Raw genomic sequence first — 18,439 nt, forward strand, 5'->3', positions numbered from 1 at the left:
TAGTCATTAGCAGCACACATACTATTGGATTAATAAGTATTATAAATGAGAACACGCCCTAGATTACTCGGGTATTGTCTTTTTGCACACTTCAATATCGAGCTCATAGTCACTATCTGCTTTCATTCGCTCAAGCACTTCAATACGTTCGCTTAACAGCTCTATCATGACATTGATATTGGCTTGTTGTTTTTTGACTTGTGCCAGTTTTTGCTGTGTGAGCGTCAGTTGTAAATCGATATCTAGCTGCCCATCATAATAGTCATTAAGACTGTCTCTGATTTCAGTAAGGGTAAAGCCAATGGCTTGTGCGCTTTTAATCAACTCAATACGCTCAATGCATTCGGGATGAAACTCAGTATATAAGCGTGAGCCGGCCTGACGTTTGCGAGACTTGAGTAGCCCTAGCTCATCATAATGACGTACGGTGTCTTTGGTTGTATTGGCTTTGATGGCCAGTTTTCCAATTAACAAAAATGATGTATCAGGAGCCATAATAACCTCGTAAGTAAGATGTTCGATTCGATTATTATCTACAATCCAGTTTGAGTCTGCACTTATAACTGTGGCTGCCAAGGCTCTGCGGTATCTAGTAACGATACGGCTAAAGGTTTATGAGAGTCTTTGTGCCATTTGACTGAACGGCTGGCTATCAGTGTGTCTAATTGGTTAAGAAATTCAGCACGTGGTAGGGTCGTTGCCCCCAAGCTCATCAAATGCTCATTGGGTAGTTGGCAGTCCACAAGCGCGACATTGCTTTGCGCGCATAAGCGCATCAAGCCCCAAAACGCCAATTTAGACGCATTAGAAGCACGGTGAAACATCGATTCACCAAAATAGATGTTGCCTATTTTTAGCCCATATAAGCCGCCGATTAGTTGGCTGTTATTGTCCCAAACTTCAATACTATGCGCAAAGCCTTGCGCATGTAGCTTAGTATAAGCTGCAATCATCTCATCATGAATCCACGTGTGCTCGCCCTCAGGCAAGCCATCGCTGCGCGGCATACTACAAGAGTGAATCACTGCATCAAAGTCTTGGTTGAGAGTGAGTTGCCAACGTTCGCGGTGGGCTTGTTTGCGTAGGGATTTACTCGGTTGATAGTCAGTTGGCAGCATCACACAGCGCGGCTCAGGACACCACCAAGCGATAGGTTCGTCTTCATTAAACCAAGGAAATAAGCCCTGCGCATAAGCAGAAATCAGCGTTTCAGATGCTAGATCTCCGCCCACAGCGACCAAGCCAACCCCTTCAGGATCGACGGAAATAGGATTGGGGAAATCATAAAGCCCAAGACTTTTTAGAGTCTCAGGCTTTATATGAGCGTCAGTATCGATATGATTATCGACACTGACGCTTGGGTTAGCAGTTTTAGCAGAGTGGCTCATTTAGACTTCTTTATCAGCAGTGAGCGTTGATGCATAAGTATGATCGGTCGCCACGGTTTCGCCTAGCGAGTCTAGATATTTTTCTGCATCGAGGGCTGCCATACAGCCAGTGCCCGCAGAAGTAATCGCTTGACGGTAGACATGATCTGCCACATCACCAGCGGCAAAAACCCCTTCAACACTGGTCTGTGTCGCATTACCATTGAGGCCACTGTTGACCACAATATAGCCGTCTTTCATATCCATCTGGCCTTTGAATAGCTCGGTATTTGGCTTGTGTCCAATAGCAATGAATACCCCAAACACGTCTAGTTGCTTGGTGCTGCCATCGATAGTAGACTCCAAAACCACGCCATTGACGCCCATATCGTCGCCTACCACTTCTTTGACGCTATGGTTCCACTCGATTTTGATATTACCGTTTTTGGCTTTTTCAAACAATTTGTCTTGTAATATTTTCTCAGAACGTAGACCATCACGGCGATGCACCAGCGTGACTTCAGCTGCGATATTTGATAAGTATAAGGCTTCTTCAACGGCGGTATTACCACCACCAATAACCGCTACTTTTTGGTCTTTATAAAAGAAACCATCGCAAGTTGCGCAAGCTGATACGCCCAAACCTTTGAATTTTTCTTCTGATGCCAAGCCCAAGTATTGCGCTGAGGCACCGGTTGAGATAATCAAGGCATCACAAGTGTAGTTGCCGTTATTGCCCGTTAATTTAAAGGGACGCTCTGTTAAATCGACATCATTGATATGGTCATAGACCAATTCTGTACCGAAGCGCTCAGCGTGCGCTTTCATACGATCCATCAATGCAGGACCTGTTAAGTCATGCGCATCGCCCGGCCAGTTGTCGACTTCGGTGGTGGTGGTGAGCTGTCCGCCCACTTCTAAACCAGTGACCATAACAGGTTTTAGGTTGGCACGCGCTGCATAAACAGCAGCAGAGTAACCAGCAGGGCCTGAGCCTAGAATAATGAGTTTTTCGTGGCGTGGAGTAGGGTTGTCAGTTGCCATGTTTTTTCCTTGCTAAATATAAGAATGAAAAGAGCTAATAATCAATATGATAAGAAATAATCACCAAAAATATGCGTTAGTATAGTTTTTTTAATTGCTGTGTGATAATAACATAAGGGCAGACGGCAAAAAGTGCAAGTTTGCTAAAACAAACATGGGTATCATTAGAATTAAAGCATCTATAGGAATGCTTAACATGCGCAAACACAGCCTAAGAACGGCTGGGTATTTTAAAGCGTTTAGGTAAGAAGTTTAAGCGTTTTCTGTGAGTCATATCGGTTAAATGTGGCAGATTTTTGCCCAAATTGTCTATTAAGAGGTTTTCTTGCACGCTTTCTTTATAACACTGTCGCCACCGTCCCTATCTATTTGTTATTATAGGAGGTTATGCCCAGTGTCATGACGCTTGTCCGCGTCAATTATTCGATGGACAAACGATAGCAAATGACAAATAAGGGCAAGTGATAAAGCACATGTTTTATCTTATCAATGAGGCTAAACTCCTTTTTACACAAGGTTTAGCCTGATGCGCTTCATCATAAACACTGCACTAGGTAAATGCATATCAGCACTTTATATTGGTGCGTTATATCAGAATTTTATGTCAGCATGGTTAGGCTTAGTCATGCATTGGCGACCAATTAGTATTAATAACAAGGCAGATCTTACGTGATATCAGCACCGCTTATTGAGTATTTGAAAAAAGGAATATTTACCCTCCTTGGGTTGATACTGGCAGTTTATCTGTTTGTTATTTTACTGACCTATACCGGTAATGATCCAAGCTGGTCGCATATCAGTAGTGATATGACGACCATCAATAATATGGGTGGTGAGACAGGTGCTTGGTTATCTGACCTGCTTTATAGCTTTTTTGGCTTTGGCGCATGGTGGTTGCTGGCGTTTGTGGTCTATGAATCTATTCTTATTTGGTGGGACAATAAGCCGACGTTTTGGTTGCTGCGCTTGGTTGCTTATGTGTTTTTAATCCTAAGTGCGAGTGCTTTATTCGCGCAACTGGTCGCTTTAGTGCAGCAAGTAGCCGATCCGGTCGCCACAGGCCTCAAAGGGGTAGCGGGTGGTATTATCGGGCTTGAGCTGCAAGCACGTTTGGCTCAATTATTATCGCAGTGGGGGAGTGTGATTTTTTTAACGGTGTTCGTGATTATCACCGCGACCTTTGCCTTTAATATTCATTGGCTGGTGATATATCAAAAAATCATGACCCTATCATGGCTTGGTTCTGGTGTAAGAAAGCAAGATAACGAGCGTGATAGTGTGCAGGCAACTAAAGAACGTCATCAACAGCGTGATGATGACAGTCGAACTGACGAAGAAGCCGCGCAAGCGGTAGCAGAATATGAGCAGCTGCCCCTTGAGCTGCAAGCTACTGAGGACACTGCGCATAAGCAACAAGCAGATAATAGTGGTCGTTTCAGTCATGTACTGACTGATTTTTTAGCGACTTCTGGGTTAGGTGCTAGCGTCAAGGCTTCTATGGCAGCAGCGACGCCAGTATCCGCGAGGAATGATAGTCAGAGCGAGCATTTATCAAGCGCCGCCGTCACGCCTAGCAGCACCAGCGTAAATGCCTCTAGCACCTTTAGCGAGAACAAGGTATCTACTACCTCAAACCCTGTCACGACGCCTACCCGTAAAGTGGAGCCGAGCTTTGCTTGGAATGATGCCAATACCGTTGATGACCTATTGGCCAGCGACTTTGCTATTCACGATCAAAGTATTCAAGACAGTAATCAGTATTCTGACGCTGCTGCACCTACTTATATGAATCATACTGAGTCACCAACTGAGACCTCAGTAGCCACAGACGCGGTAACAGAAACGGCAATGCTAGAGACACCAACAGCAAGCTCTACTGTTAATTACCAACCAAACAACAGCGTCGAGCAGGCAGTTGTAGGGGCAGCAAGCAAGCAAATCGCGCCTCATCTTATGGATGAGCCTCAAGCTGCAACGTCAGATGACAGTCATACAACGCATGAAACGCATGAAACAGTTGATACATTGGCAGAGTCTTGGTTAGCAGAGCATGCGCCTGTTTCACCACCTTCTCAAGAAACAGAAGAAGATACTAATAAACCTGAACAGCCAGCACTAAAGCCAGCAGTAGAGAGTACTTATGACGCCTCTGCTGGGTCATCAGACAAGTTAGCAGACAAGTTATCAAATGAAGAGCAATGGAAAAGCCCATTGTCAATACAAAGTCCTGCTCCAGAAGAGGATGATGTAAGTATCGTCGCACCAGTCGCTGATATGACCCCGACCAATACGCCACCGGCTAATCCTAAACTGCCGCCTACAGTAGAAACTACCGTCACAGCGCCAGCTATTGAACCGATAGTTGCGTCTAAACCAACGGTAAGCTTTGCCGTGCCAGAGGGTGATAGCGGTAACCATATTGCTGATATGATGCCAGAAGATGACAGTCGAGCTGACGACACTGACCTGCCTGTGATGCCTCATATTAGTGATGATGCCGCCTTTAGCCAAAAATCTCGTTCGATGCAAACGGCTGCCTATCGCAGTAGTCTGACGCCTATCCCTGAGATCTCTATTTTAGATAAACCAGATCCTGATCGTAAGCCCAGTTATACTATTGCTGAGCTTGAGCAATTGTCTGAGTTATTAGAGATCAAATTGCAAGAGTTCAACGTCAAGGCTGCTGTGGTCAATGCTATTCCGGGTCCCGTTGTCACGCGCTTTGAAGTGGAGCTTGCCGCTGGCGTAAAGGCCAGTAAGGTCACCGGTATTTCACGCGATTTGGCGCGTTCGCTATCAATGGCATCTTTGCGTGTGGTCGAAGTCATACCGGGCAAGCCCTATATCGGTATCGAAGTGCCCAATAAAAAGCGCGAGATGGTGCGTTTGATTGAGCTATTAAATACCGAAAAGTTCAACGACCCGAAAGCCCAAATCAGTATGGCGATGGGTAAGGATATCGGTGGTAATGCCATCATTACTGACCTTGCCCGCGCGCCGCATATGTTGGTTGCGGGCACCACAGGCTCTGGTAAATCGGTATTGGTCAACTCAATGCTACTGTCGATGCTACTCAAATATACGCCAAATGAGCTGCGTCTGATTTTGATTGATCCAAAGCAATTAGAGCTTGCCAACTATAACGACATTCCGCATCTGCTAACGCCAGTCGTCACCGATATGACTGAAGCCGCTAGTGCCTTGTCATGGTGTGTGGCAGAGATGGAGCGCCGTTATCAGCTAATGAGCTTATTAAAGGTGCGTAAGCTTAACGAGTTCAATAAAAAGGTCATTGCTGCTGAGAAATCAGGCAATCCTATGCTTGACCCTTTATGGCGACCCAATGATAGTGTCAGCATCAGCCAAGCACCGAAGCTAAAAACTTTGCCGATGATTGTCATTGTCGCGGATGAGTTTGCCGATATGATTATGCAAGTCGGCAAACAAGCTGAAGAACTGATCACGCGCTTGGCGCAAAAATCACGCGCGGCAGGGATTCATTTGATGCTTGCCACCCAGCGTCCATCGGTCGATGTTATCACGGGTTTGATTAAAGCCAATATCCCAGTGCGTGCAGCGTTACGAGTGAACTCAAAAGTGGATTCGCGAACGATTCTAGACAGTGGCGGTGCCGAAGACATGCTTGGTAATGGCGATATGCTGTTTTTAGGACCTGGGCAAATTGAGCCAGACCGTGTGCATGGTGCATATGTCAGCGATGAAGAGGTCAACCGCGTCTGTGATGCATGGCGTGAACGCGGTGCGCCTGATTATATCGATAATATGGCAGGCAACTTTGAACTGTCTAGTCCTAGTGGCGGTGGTAGTACGGCGAATGCTTCTGGTGAGGACGATGACCTTTATAACGATGCTGTGGCGTTTATTATGGAGACGCGAAAAGTCTCTGCCTCTAGTATTCAGCGCAAGTTTAGCATCGGTTATAACCGTGCTGCTCGTATCGTTGACTCAATGGAAGAGGCTGGCTTGGTCAGTTCGATGGGTAAAAGTGGTAAGCGTGAGTTATTGATGTAGCATTTAGATTATATTAAACAATAAAAAAGACGAGTCACGAGAGTGGTTCGTCTTTTTTAATTATCAGGTCTGACATTGAAAATCACATAGTGAACGTTAAAATATTTCATTGAAACTTAAAGGTTACTCCTGTATAAAATAGTGAACATTAGTTTTTTATAGCCAAATTGAGTGTGTCGTCATGGAGGACGCTGATAGTGCATATGCGAAGTATAAAAGGTATTAAGAATATAACGAGATTCTATGAAAAGTATAGACTTACTTTATACAGTATAATTTCACTAGTCATATTAGTGTTCAATATAGGATTTCTACCTTATTGGCTTTATAGTTTAGGACACAAATATATCGTTAGTCTGACTCCAATAAATACTTTATTCGGTGTCGTTATATTAGGTTTGATTCCTACGCTTATCGCTAGCGTAATTTTCGGCATCTATTTCGCTAAAAGGTATGATGAAAAATTAATGGCTAAATATTTATATTTTTTAGAAGATGTTGCTTCAGGTATTTATAGTATTATTCTATTTTTATTAGCTGCGATCATATTAATTGATATGTTGAGCGTACCATTTTCAGATGCTTTTTATATTAGTATTTTTATTATGGGTTTAGGTCTTACGTTTTTTGAATCTTATTATAAATACTATTATAAATAACCAAGTATGTCATTTATGGATCTATATGTATCGGAGTAGAACAATGGAAAATAAAATACGTCTCGATAGTATTGCCAATAAGAAAACTAGCTTTACTAGTTACCGACTGATTATCCTTAGTTTGATCGTCATATTAGCTGTTTTTTTTAATGTTCGATCTTCTTGTCTTTCCTGTTTTTAGTATATTAACTCTACTGTGGAGTATCATTGACTACTTTGCACTTTCATTAGAAAAGATAAAGATTCTTTTATTAATACTGTCAGTTGTATTCTTCTATGGCTGCTGGTTTCATTTTAAAAATAAGCATAAGCAAATAATTGAAAAAACGAAAAGTACCGAAGCCGTGCTATTTTTTGGTCTGCTGATGACTACTTTTTTGGTAGTCACCTTTGCTTATCTAAATATGTACATTATTGATTATAAGCTTAATGATGTGACTTCTTACTGTATATTCTATGCTAATTTACATATCTATTTTAAGTTTAAGTCAAAATGATTTTATGCCTGATACCTAAATGAGAAATCATGAGAGATATAATTTTTAGAGGGTTGGCTATTTTGGTTGGCTTGCCAATGATGTTGCTAGGAGCTGTCTCACTGTTTGATCCAGAGGGTTTTGAGCTGATATATTCTATAGGCTCTTTGGCTATTGGTGTTATTTTAAGTTGGTATGGTGTCGTTGGAAAAGTATTGCTGGTAGGAGACCGTTTCAGTGGCCATGGCGACTCTCATAAAATACCGACTCACAATCAATTATTTTTTGAAAAATTGTTGATATTTTTACTAATAACTATATTTACCATAAGAGTGATCATAGATATTATCGATGGCAGAGCGAGTTGGTTAGAACTCATCTACTTATCTACGGCTGTATTTATAGTCATTGCTATAGGCATGGCCAAAATAATAAAAGTAGATTCACTTGCAGAGGCTACCCTAGGGTATTGGTTAGTGCTTATTTTGAGTTTTATTTTTACTATTATTGTTTTGATTACGGCGTTTTATAATATAGGTATCAATATATTCGGTAGTTAAGCCAGATAATAAACTTGAAGCATATGTTTAGATGAAAACTTTATGGAATTCTTTAATTACCAAGAAGTAGTAGGTTTGCACTGGCTACCTGTATTGTTTACGCGATACAATCAAGTAATCCATCCAGCAAGGACGCTACTATGTTTAAAGAATATACCCAATATGATGCCCTAGGTTTAGGCGCGCTCGTCAACTCGGGTGAGGTCAGTGCCAAAGAGTTGCTAGATGCTGCGACTCAGCAAGCCAACACAATCAATCCAAAATTAAATGCGATTATCCATCGCTTTGATGAGCGTGCCTATAATGCCGCGCAGGCAGGATTGCCAGCAGGCGCATTTAATGGAGTGCCTTATCTACTCAAAGACCTCTCGTTTTATTTTGCTGATGAGCCGATTACCATGGGCAGTCGTAGCGTGAATGTCGTGCCAGAAAACGACAGTGAAATCGTTAAACGTATGAAAGCGACGGGTGTCAATACCTTTGGTAAGACCAATACGCCAGAGTTTGGTTTAATCATCACCACTGAACCCAAAGCGCACGGTGCCACCCACAATCCATTCAAAAAGGGCTATAGCTCTGGTGGCTCATCGGGTGGTAGCGCGGCGGCGGTGGCGAGCGGTATCGTACCGATGGCAGGTGCTGGCGATGGTGGCGGCTCAATACGTTTTCCGGCAGCATGGTGCGGAGCGTTTGGATTCAAACCCAGTCGTGGACGTAACCCCATAGGCCCCTCATTCGGGGAAGGTTGGGAAGGGGCAGTTGCCGATCATGTGATTACTCGTAGCGTACGTGACAGTGCCGCTATGCTCGACGCTACCAGTGGCGCTGAGATTGGCGCGCCTTATGTGATTGCGCCACCTGATGGGACATTTTTACAAGCAGCGATGCGCGCCCCTCGGCAATTAACGATAGCTTTGCACCAGCAGCCACTAGTCGCCAATACCGTAGTAGACAAAGAAGTTTTGAACGTTCTGGAGCAGACGGCAAAGCAATTAGAAGCTATGGGACATCGAGTGGTACCTGCCGAGCCAAATATTAATATCGAGCAATTTTGGCATGATTTTTTAGTGGTGGTTTGCACCCATACCGCCTTTACCATTGATAATATTGAACGCACATTTGGCTCGGAACATATAAAGAATCTAGAGCCGCAAACCTATAACATGGCGATGTTGGGACGCTCGCTCTCTGCCGTTGACTTGGCGCATGCTAAGCAGGGCTGGCATGACAGTCAATATCAAACGGGTCTATTACTCGACATCTACGATATGATTCTGTGTCCGACCGTACCGACGCCTGCGGTTAAGCATGGCGTGCTACCACCAAGTCGTATGGATGAGATGCTCATGCGCAGCGCAGGCTTACTCAACAAAGGCATCGATATGGGTAAATATGCCTTTAGCTCAGGGATGATTGAAAAACTTAGTCAGCCTGTACTGGGCAAAATGGCCTTTACTTTGCTGGGCAACGTCACTGGACTGCCTGCCATGTCGTTGCCAGTAGGTATGAGCAAAAAGGGTTTACCGATTGGGGTGCAGTTGATTGGGCGTATGAATGATGAGACGACGCTATTTAGTGTTGCGGGCGAAATGGAGCGCGCTGGGTTGTTTACCAAAGCTGCTTTTGAAAAGTAATTGTATTTTTGCTATCGCTATGGCTTGAAAGTTGCTTAATCAAAGCGAAAGATATCCATTCCTAAGCTGTGGTGCGCAATACTTTGATGCACCACCGAGACGCGTTGACCAGCTCCTAGGGCAAAAAATAGTGGTAATAGATGCTCATCGCTCGGATGTATGCTTCGATAATTAGGATATTGCTGCCAGTCTAATGCTGCTGGGATGTCTGTTTTGAGCTGCTGGAGTAACCATAGCTTAAAGTCTTGTGCCGTCTCATCTATGCTATCAGCTTGCCAGCGTAGGGCTTGCAGATTATGAGTGATATTGCCTGAACCAATGACGAGGATTTGCTCACGACGTAGCTGCGCCAGTTGCGCGCCTAGCTGATAACAGGCAACACTGTCATAGTGCCGTGGCAATGATATCTGGACGACAGGCACATCGGCCAGCGGATAGAGGTGTATAAGCGGTGCCCAAACGCCATGATCGCAGACGCGCATCGGATTGACGCTACAGGCGATACCACGTGCCGTTAATTGCTGCGCTAACGATTCAGCGAGCGCTGGGTGACCAGCAGCAGGGTATTGTAGCTCGTATAGCTCAGGCGCAAAGCCCGAAAAGTCATGCCATGTCTTTGGTCTTGGGTTACTACTGATTTCCAACTTTGCCGACTGCCAATGCGCCGACATAATGACGACGGCACGTGGCTTAGGTAAGTTTTGCCCGATACGAGCCAAGGCGCTGGTTGTGGCCGATTGTTCAATCGCCAGCGTTGGGGCACCATGCGAGATAAATACTGCTGGTAGCTTGGCTAAATTGGGCGCAGTTAACTGCCCAGCCTGGACCTCTGCCAAAGCTGCTGTGGTGGTAATAGGCTTATGCAGCTCTTGGTGATGTGACTCACGTTGCTGATGCGCATAAGGGGCGTTCGATGTCGCTCGTTTTGGGTATTTCATGTTCCGTTTATTAGGGCGCGCGCCCATTTTTCAATCGCTTTGATGAGGTATCTTTTTTAAGCAAACCGTTATCCATTAATATAGCATTCATGCTATTTTTAATGGCTATAATTTTCAGTAGCTAAGATTTTTGATATTAAAGCTTTCAATTGCTTAAGTTTTCAATTGTTAAGGTTTTTAGTTGCCACGATGATAAGGGTGGTTGTGATTGATGCTCATCGCCCGATATAGTTGCTCCATCAACACCACCCGTACTAATGGGTGCGGCAAGGTCAGCGCGGATAACGACCATTTCACATCAGCTTTTGCCAATACGTCCGGCGATACGCCATCAGCGCCACCTATGACTAGGGCGATATCATCGCCTTGCTGCATGGCACCGGCCAATTTATCGGCCAATCCTTCTGTCGAGAGCATCTTTCCTTTGACATCCAATACCCATAACTGCTCACGTCCCGCTGCATTATGAGCGGCTAATATCGCCTGACCTTCTTGCTCGCGGTACTGGGCGAGATTGGCATTCGAAGGGTTTTTGGCACGTTTGGCGGCGGCAAGCTCAACAATTTCTGTGCTGAGCATTGGCTGGATACGTTTAAAATATTCATCAAAACCCGTCTGCACCCAGCTCGGCATCTTGTTACCAACCGTCAAAATTCTTACTTTCATAATACATACCATGTCAATAATTGAGAAAATGTAACAAAAAATTTTTAAGGTTAAGTTGCCGTAACAAACAACCCTTTTACAAAGCTTTTTTTATGCTTTACTAGCATTCGACAAACAGTTGTTCTTTACTTCATTGTTATCTTGAGAAGTAAGGAGTTATTGTATAATGTCTTTATGCTATTTTTTTAATGCATCATAAGTTCAATTGAAAATTTTTTTAACGAAAGGAGTCGTTTATGAATCGTACTATATCGAGTTTACTTACCTTTACCGCTGGTGCTCTGCTATCTACCTCTGTTTTTGCTGCCTCTTTAAATGGCTCGCAATGGCAAACCATTGATGACAAAACGGGTGAAAAAAAGGCCATCATTCAGCTGAGTGAGAGCAATGGCAAGGTGTCAGGAAAAATAATCAAAGTACTCAACAAAGAAAATGCTAAAGCCGTTTGTACTAAGTGCCCTGGCAGCCTTAAAAATCAACCTGTTGAAGGTTTGCAAATTTTATCAGGCCTAAAAGCCGATGGTAATAATAAATGGAGCGATGGCAAGTTAGTAGATCCTGAATCTGGCAAAACGTATTCTGGCAAACTTACGTTAAGTGACAACGGTCAAAGTCTAGACCTGCGAGGCTATGTTGGCTCGCCACTCTTTGGTCGTTCGCAGACATGGAAACGCATCAAGTAAAGGTTAGGCTATCGATCAGCTAAACCATTTAGCAAGACTATAATTCAGAAAGCTGTAATTTCAGAAAGCTGTAATTTCAGAAATAGTCTCGTTGAGTATAAATTTAACAACAAAGGATGGCCGATCAAATTGGCTATCCTTTTTTATGTCTGTATCTTTAACAAGTTGCTATTACTATTCACGACATTTACTACTGCACGACATTTACGGCTAACGACATCACATAAGTGGCGCGATGGTTTGCGAGACTTTGTCTTCTGTATGTTGGCTATTATCACTATCGCTTGGTCTAGGAATAATCGTCAGCTTAGCGTCAGATTCAAAAACGATGGCCTCTACATCATCGAAATTATTAATGCCTTCAGAACGCATAGCACACTCGATTTCTTGACGCGTCAGGCGCTCAGCATTCATAGCATCTGGCAAAAACTGCCCTTGATAAAAAACGATGCGCGGCTCTGACAAAATAAAACTGCTAAATTGCGGTGAAATAGAGGCATATTTGGTGACCAAAAACTGTAATAGGTATAGAACCAAAATAGAAGCCATGCCTTCGATAAGGGGGATTTCTTTGAGCAATATGGTACTGGCACCCAATGAGCCAATCATCACGGTGACGACCCAATCAAAGTTATTGAGCTGAGAAGTGGAGCGCTTACCAGAGATTTTGGTGGTCAGCACGATTAGGATGTACACCATCACAGTGGTCAAAACGATGCGTCCAAGCTTGTCTATGTTGTCAAAAAATAGCATGTCCATAGTGTCAACTCCTATCAATAATACAAAGTAGTTCAATGTTAAAGGCTAGGGCGTGTCTTCAATCTGAAGGTTACGCTAGCTAAAACTAGCGTAACGGAATTCACACCCTAATAGTGAAAAAACTTTGTAGTACGTTGTAGAGAGTCAGGCGTGTTCAAATTCAAAGGGTTTTGCGTTTGGGATCAAGCAGACGATTCAGCGCCCAAATACTGATACGCGCACTGATAAAAGTCAGTACCAGTATCATGACTAAAGCAGAAACTAGCGGTAGAGGTTGCTGCATAGCCATCTCGACCAAGACTTCACGGTTCACCGCGTCGAATAAAAAGAACCAGATGCCTAAGAAATAAATAGCAGTCAATAACCAGACCACCGCAACCCCGCTTAACGTCAAGCGATTGATTTCACTTTTATTCAGGGCGCGCTGTTGATGCTTAATAAATTTACTGACCGCAATATAAGCGCCAATAATGATAGAAAGTACGGTGACCAATTGCGAGTTTAGGGCAAGTTTGGTCTGAATCATCATAAATATCGCGCTGGCAAGAATATAACCTACCGTAAAAAAACCAACATATTGTGTCAGTTTAGGCGACGTTAATTTGCTGCTTTGTGGCGACCCAGTGTGTGCAGATTGAGTAGTAGACTTGCTGAGTGCCGTGGTCTTACGTGACATAAGCTGACCTTTATAAAGGTAAAACACTGACTATCGATAACAGTGCAAAATAAGGCAATAAAAATGTGCGATAAATCAATAGAGAAGGTTGAGCGCTATTTGTTAGAGCTATTTATTTATATTACTTGATAAAGACCAATCATTGCTGAGCGGTCCAGTCGAGCATTGCATCCAATACCGGTCTGGCGGTAGTAGCATTTAACGCCTGTTCGGTATTGATAAGGCCAACGACGACATAATCCTGCCCAGACAAGCCTTTGACATATCCTGCCATCGATGTGACGTTATTTAAAGTGCCCGTTTTTATCCACGCGCGACCGATAGCGTCCGACTCAGGCAAGCGCTCGCCATGAGCGGCAATGGTGCCACTGACCCCAGCGACGCCTAACGAATTGACATAAGCATCGAAACTAGGATGGCTATAAGCATAGGTTAACAACTCGCTTAAATTAGCGGCCGTGATGGCACAGTCGCGGCAGAGTCCTGAGCCATTGGTCAGATAGGGTGGCGGGGTGTTCAGATGACTCTCCCACCACTGATTTATCGTTTGTAATGCCGCAGGATAGTCTGTAGCAGCAGGTTTGCCAAACTGATATAAGCTGCTTGTCTGCTTGCTCATGGTTTTATTATCTACGGCGTTAGCATTGCTCGATGTATTATTATTTCCGCTAGTTATATTGGATTCTATATTACTTTTATTATCTACGGCTTCAACGCTACTTGCTTTGGTTGTACTGTTAACCATTGCAGATTGGCTATAAGCACCAATAGATAGTGCAACTTGCTCGGTCATAACATTGTTAGAAAAATGATTAATATCATAAATCTGCTGGGTTAAGGTTAAAGAGGGGTAACTGACCAGCGGCAAGGGTGCCATCGATAACGCTGCCAAACCCTGCGTCGATTTGCTATTTTTTGCGGTCTGATAAGGCGTTTCTTGTGAGATGATCTTGCCACTTAGGGTGTTGCCCAGTGCTTGCCATTTGGCCGCGATGACGCGCGCCGCAAAGTCTTTGGGGTCAGGATAGGCGACATAAAAAACATGCTCGCCGCAGCTGTCTGGTAGGTTGTTATTTAACGTTAGCTGCGTCGATTGCCACTGCGGTGCTAGGCTATAACGGGCTTGACCACAGGAAGCCTTGCGCATGTTGATCGTAGTCGGCAGCTGATAATCGGCCAATTTTGGTGTGTAGTTTAGGCTTGCTTGCCCATTATCTAACGGGTAGCTCTTGATACCTATTGTACTAAAATTCACCAAAAAACCATCAGGGCTAGCGTTATAAGGCCGTAGGGGCGCGTTATCAAAGGCTGCCGGATCTTTACTCACATGACTAAAGACCGCACTATCAATAATAATATCACCGTCGATATGGCGAATACCCGCTGCTTGTACGCGATAGAGTAGCTGCTGTAAGCGCTCATGGGTCATCTTTGGGTCGCCACTTCCTTGAATGATTAAGTCCCCATGCAAACGGTCGCCGATGATAATGCCGCTATGATACACGCGTGTATGCCAGACAAAGTCAGCACCAAGTGTGTCCAAGGCAATAAAACTGGGAACGAGCTTCATCGTACTGGCAGGTGTGCGAGGGATGTCGGCTTGATGATTGATCAACGGTGAAAATGAAATCTTGATAGAGGTATTTTTTGTAGGCGTAGCATTTGTAGGCGCAGAGTTTGTCGCAACGTCGCTACCTTCATTGCTACTGCCATTATTGGCAGATGTTGAAGTATCATCTGGCAGTATCGATGGCGTATTCTTTAAACTTTGATAAGTATAAGGATCATCGGTATAAGCGTGTAGCTGTTGCTCATGCTTTTGGATCGTCTGCTTCTCGATCGTTAGCAATGGACTCTGATAGACGGTTGTGTTTTGCTTGTTAATATGATCATCACTATGCTTGTCACTATTAGTGATTTTGCTGCTATTAATAACCTGAATGGGCACGGGTAAGCGACTGGCATTTTTATCACCCACTGGGGTGATGACCATACTGATATCTGCTGCGGTTAAATCGGCTCGCCCTAGCGCGGCTTGAATGGCTGCTGGTAGAGCCGCTTGTGCATAGAGCGGCGATGCCATAATAGCTGCCAACAAGGCCAGCGTGGAGAAGCTTTTGCCAGACGGCATAAACAGTCTCAGATATTTCGCAAGCGATTGATGTTTGGTGGTAATAGCAGGGTCATTAGAGGGTTTAGAAGTGAGTAGCATGAGCAGTCTGTCATCAGGTAAAAAATCAGACTATGGTAACATGAGTTGCTGTTTTCGCGTAGCTGTAGCGAGCCCCTCTCAACATCAACACGCTCTAACGTACATGTAAAAATGCCATTGCTGTCATGATAGCATCGTTATACGCATCGTGGCTTCCCAATTTGGGAATCTGATAATGCGCTAAGATATTGCCCAGCTGTTGTGACTGAGTGGGGATACCCTGCGTGCGATCGCCCATACGCCGACTGTATAAATGCCGCACATCAATGACTTCGTTCGGTAATGTCGTGCCCATATAGCGTTTCACCAAGGGATTCAAAAACCCCGTATCTATTTGTGGGCAGAACCCCACTATCGGTCGATTATTAATAAAGGGTAGCAGTAATGCCAACATCTCATCATAGCTCATGCCATGCTCGACATCAGCGGTACGCAGACCATGAATCACGATAGTATCGCGGTCAGGCATCACTGGCGGTCTGCAAACCAGATGCATGCCATTACCAGTATCGATAGTATTGCCATTGATATGAATCGCAGCTATAGACAGTAAGTGGTGCTTTTTTGGATTGAGTCCAGTCATCTCACAATCAATCGCTACCCACTGCTCAGGTGCTGATGGAGCAAACATCGTTGCTAGCTCTGGACGCTGTAGATGCTTCTTTTGCCACGCGCATGATAACTGTCGAAACCAACCCATATTCGTCGATCGTCCATTCAAGAAATTTCTAGTTGATAGTGCTGTCTGAGCTGCGCCTTAAAGCTTTTGACCACCGCCAGACACTCTTTTAATAGGTCGCGCTCGAGCGCTGATAACGTCGTCGGATTGACCTGCCGCGCATGCTTGTCATCGGTAGAGAGCGCCACGGATAAACGCTGCGCCATAAAAAACTCTAACGCCTCTAATAAAGTGTCGGCACGTTCTTGGGTTAAGGCATGACTGCTTACCAATGCCTTTAGACGACCTTTGGTGCTAGGCACGTGTAAGACATCATTCTCTAATGCCAAAGTGCGAATACCATGAACCAGCGGAAAGATACCGGCTTTTTTTAAGTCAATATCTTGTGCGCTGGGCTTACCGCCTAGCAGGGGCACGAACTTTTGCCACCACTGATTGACATCACCAAACTGTAAGGCGGCACGGGCGAACTGACGGACGAACATTGGATCAGATTGCCTATGCGCTGTTTTTAGATGGTCGCGCACTTCAGTGAGTAGCGACTCATCGCCGCAGACATATTCGCCGTCCAGTATGGCGGACAAATAAATACTGTGCATCGGATCGCTGTTTTTAAACCACAAACTGAGGTTTGCTTTGAACTGTTTTAACGGCTGGCGCCACATCGGATTGGTCATCATGATATTGCCATCACATAACGGATAACCAAGGTTTGCCAAGTGGTTGTTAAAGGTATCAGCGAACTGCGCCAAGTCAGGATGGGTAAAGCCATCACGGATAATTAAGGCATTATCTTGGTCAGTACGCATGATTTGCTCGCCGCGACCCTCTGACCCCATGACGATTAGGCAAGTATTTTCCACAATGTCTTCAGGAACGATAAGTCGCCAGAGTTTGGTGAAAACTTGGGCATTGAGCGTCTGTACCATGCGGCTAATATTGCCAATTTTGACACCGTTTTGATGTTGCGCACGGATATAGCGACCGATGAGCTCGACTGCCGTATCTAGGCTCGGCAAGTCTTTTGCTTGCCCGATTTGAATACTAATGAGCTGCGAATGATGCCCGATATGGGCGAGCATATCGCTTTGTCCCAGTACGCCTGCGACGTCTCCATTGCTGTCAATCACCGGAAGCCTATGAATGCGGTAGCGGGTCATGGTCAATAGCGCATCACCAATCTCGTCATCAGCCTTGATGGTACGCAGATTGAAGTTGGCATAACGCTGGCAAAGGGTAGTGGCAGGGTCTTGCTGTTCGCTCACGGCACGGCAAATATCGCTATCGGTCAAGATGCCGAGCAGATGACCGGTGCCATGTGATGTTTCTTTTATATTTTCTAAATGATTTAAGGGTCTTATCAGTACATGTTTTAGCCCCGCTTTGGTCATAGTATGAGCGGCTTCGTATAAGCTATTATTGGCATCGACAATGTGTACCGGCAATAGATTGACATCAATCACTGGCTGCAGCATGATTTGCTGTACTTCTTGCTGATCATTATAGCCATCAATATCTAAGCCTTGACTACTACGACGCTGTTGTAAGGCTTTTAACCGTTCAGGCAATTTGTCTGACAATAACTGGCGTACCAAATGGTTTTGCGCACTGATTTTGTCCACGGCCGTACCATCAACTTGTAGCAGTAGAGTGTCTTCAGCCGCACGGAACTGGTAGGGTGAGGGGTTGGTAGTATTTATGTCTGAGTCTGCTACCGATGTTTTCTCTGTTAGCGATTTGGGCAGACGCCGACTATCGAACCAGTCGTTGCTATTCAAGTGGTCAGAGTGATTGCTACCCAAGTAGGAAGCGACAAATTCACCATCAAGCAGTTGCTCAATTTGCCCTTTGATGACCACATAAAGATACTGCATGTCTTCAGTAGCCAAGCTTTCATTTTTGGCAAGATAGCGAATTTGGGTGTGCTTTCTGATACTTTGCCGTTCAGATAAACGAAAAACATCAAACGGTGGCTGGGTAAAATCAAGATGGGGCATGGCATCATCCTTGATGGCATATTCAATAGTAGACGCTTTACTATAGCACTATTAAAG

The 18,439-nt window shown here is 44.5% G+C and carries 14 protein-coding genes; 4 read left to right on the forward strand and 10 right to left on the reverse strand.

Translation table 11 applies throughout. The features are described 5' to 3' along the window. Positions 1-63: 63 nt before the first annotated feature. The 3 genes from ACSUPM_RS02695 to trxB all read right to left on the reverse strand — a co-directional run bounded on the left by ACSUPM_RS02695 (position 64) and on the right by trxB (position 2,411). Complete coding sequence (locus ACSUPM_RS02695) at positions 64-495, reverse strand: MerR family transcriptional regulator (RefSeq protein WP_025652108.1); 432 nt, start codon at positions 493-495, stop codon at positions 64-66. A 62-nt stretch (positions 496-557) separates the two neighbouring features. Then, a complete protein-coding gene (gene aat / locus ACSUPM_RS02700; protein WP_025652109.1) occupies positions 558-1,388 on the reverse strand; it encodes a leucyl/phenylalanyl-tRNA--protein transferase in 831 nt (276 codons plus the stop codon). After that, positions 1,389-2,411, reverse strand: a complete 1,023-nt coding sequence (trxB, locus tag ACSUPM_RS02705; RefSeq protein WP_101210916.1) for a thioredoxin-disulfide reductase — start codon at positions 2,409-2,411, stop codon at positions 1,389-1,391. A 669-nt stretch (positions 2,412-3,080) separates the two neighbouring features. Here trxB and ACSUPM_RS02710 point away from each other — a divergent pair. From ACSUPM_RS02710 to ACSUPM_RS02720, 3 genes are all read left to right on the forward strand, one after another. After that, entirely contained in the window at positions 3,081-6,443 is a 3,363-nt protein-coding gene (locus ACSUPM_RS02710) for a DNA translocase FtsK (RefSeq protein ID WP_201565944.1), read from the forward strand. Positions 6,444-7,628: 1,185 nt separating this feature from the next. Further along, the gene (locus ACSUPM_RS02715; protein ID WP_201566290.1) at positions 7,629-8,138 is read left to right on the forward strand and encodes a hypothetical protein; all 510 of its coding nucleotides are present in this window, start codon (positions 7,629-7,631) and stop codon (positions 8,136-8,138) included. A gap of 140 nt (positions 8,139-8,278) precedes the next feature. Further along, positions 8,279-9,772: an amidase gene (locus tag ACSUPM_RS02720; RefSeq protein WP_436880154.1), complete on the forward strand. Its 1,494-nt coding sequence runs from the start codon at positions 8,279-8,281 to the stop codon at positions 9,770-9,772. Between the two features lie 35 nt (positions 9,773-9,807). On the opposite strand, the gene ACSUPM_RS02725 is transcribed toward ACSUPM_RS02720, so the two are convergent. Both ACSUPM_RS02725 and rlmH read right to left on the reverse strand, forming a co-directional pair. Further along, positions 9,808-10,710, reverse strand: a complete 903-nt coding sequence (locus ACSUPM_RS02725; RefSeq protein WP_227674858.1) for a DODA-type extradiol aromatic ring-opening family dioxygenase — start codon at positions 10,708-10,710, stop codon at positions 9,808-9,810. Between the two features lie 177 nt (positions 10,711-10,887). Continuing rightward, the gene (rlmH, locus tag ACSUPM_RS02730; protein WP_025652118.1) at positions 10,888-11,376 is read right to left on the reverse strand and encodes a 23S rRNA (pseudouridine(1915)-N(3))-methyltransferase RlmH; all 489 of its coding nucleotides are present in this window, start codon (positions 11,374-11,376) and stop codon (positions 10,888-10,890) included. A gap of 236 nt (positions 11,377-11,612) precedes the next feature. On the opposite strand from rlmH, the gene ACSUPM_RS02735 reads away from it, so the two are divergent. Continuing rightward, positions 11,613-12,059 (forward strand): DUF2147 domain-containing protein, encoded by a 447-nt coding sequence (locus ACSUPM_RS02735; RefSeq protein ID WP_025652119.1) that lies wholly within the window; start codon positions 11,613-11,615, stop codon positions 12,057-12,059. A gap of 219 nt (positions 12,060-12,278) precedes the next feature. On the opposite strand, the gene ACSUPM_RS02740 is transcribed toward ACSUPM_RS02735, so the two are convergent. From ACSUPM_RS02740 to ACSUPM_RS02760, 5 genes are all read right to left on the reverse strand, one after another. Next, positions 12,279-12,818, reverse strand: a complete 540-nt coding sequence (locus ACSUPM_RS02740; protein WP_025652120.1) for a DUF421 domain-containing protein — start codon at positions 12,816-12,818, stop codon at positions 12,279-12,281. Positions 12,819-12,978: 160 nt separating this feature from the next. Then, complete coding sequence (locus ACSUPM_RS02745) at positions 12,979-13,494, reverse strand: ABZJ_00895 family protein (RefSeq protein ID WP_436880155.1); 516 nt, start codon at positions 13,492-13,494, stop codon at positions 12,979-12,981. Between the two features lie 139 nt (positions 13,495-13,633). Then, positions 13,634-15,706 carry a D-alanyl-D-alanine carboxypeptidase/D-alanyl-D-alanine-endopeptidase gene (locus tag ACSUPM_RS02750; RefSeq protein ID WP_436880156.1) on the reverse strand — a complete coding sequence of 691 codons (2,073 nt, stop codon included), beginning with the start codon at positions 15,704-15,706 and terminating at the stop codon, positions 13,634-13,636. Between the two features lie 94 nt (positions 15,707-15,800). Next, positions 15,801-16,406 carry a 3'-5' exonuclease gene (locus tag ACSUPM_RS02755; RefSeq protein ID WP_173240168.1) on the reverse strand — a complete coding sequence of 202 codons (606 nt, stop codon included), beginning with the start codon at positions 16,404-16,406 and terminating at the stop codon, positions 15,801-15,803. A gap of 17 nt (positions 16,407-16,423) precedes the next feature. After that, a complete protein-coding gene (locus ACSUPM_RS02760; protein WP_201566293.1) occupies positions 16,424-18,382 on the reverse strand; it encodes a DUF294 nucleotidyltransferase-like domain-containing protein in 1,959 nt (652 codons plus the stop codon). Positions 18,383-18,439 lie beyond the last annotated feature (57 nt).

Source organism: Psychrobacter okhotskensis (assembly GCF_965638355.1).
Lineage (GTDB): Bacteria > Pseudomonadota > Gammaproteobacteria > Pseudomonadales > Moraxellaceae > Psychrobacter > Psychrobacter okhotskensis.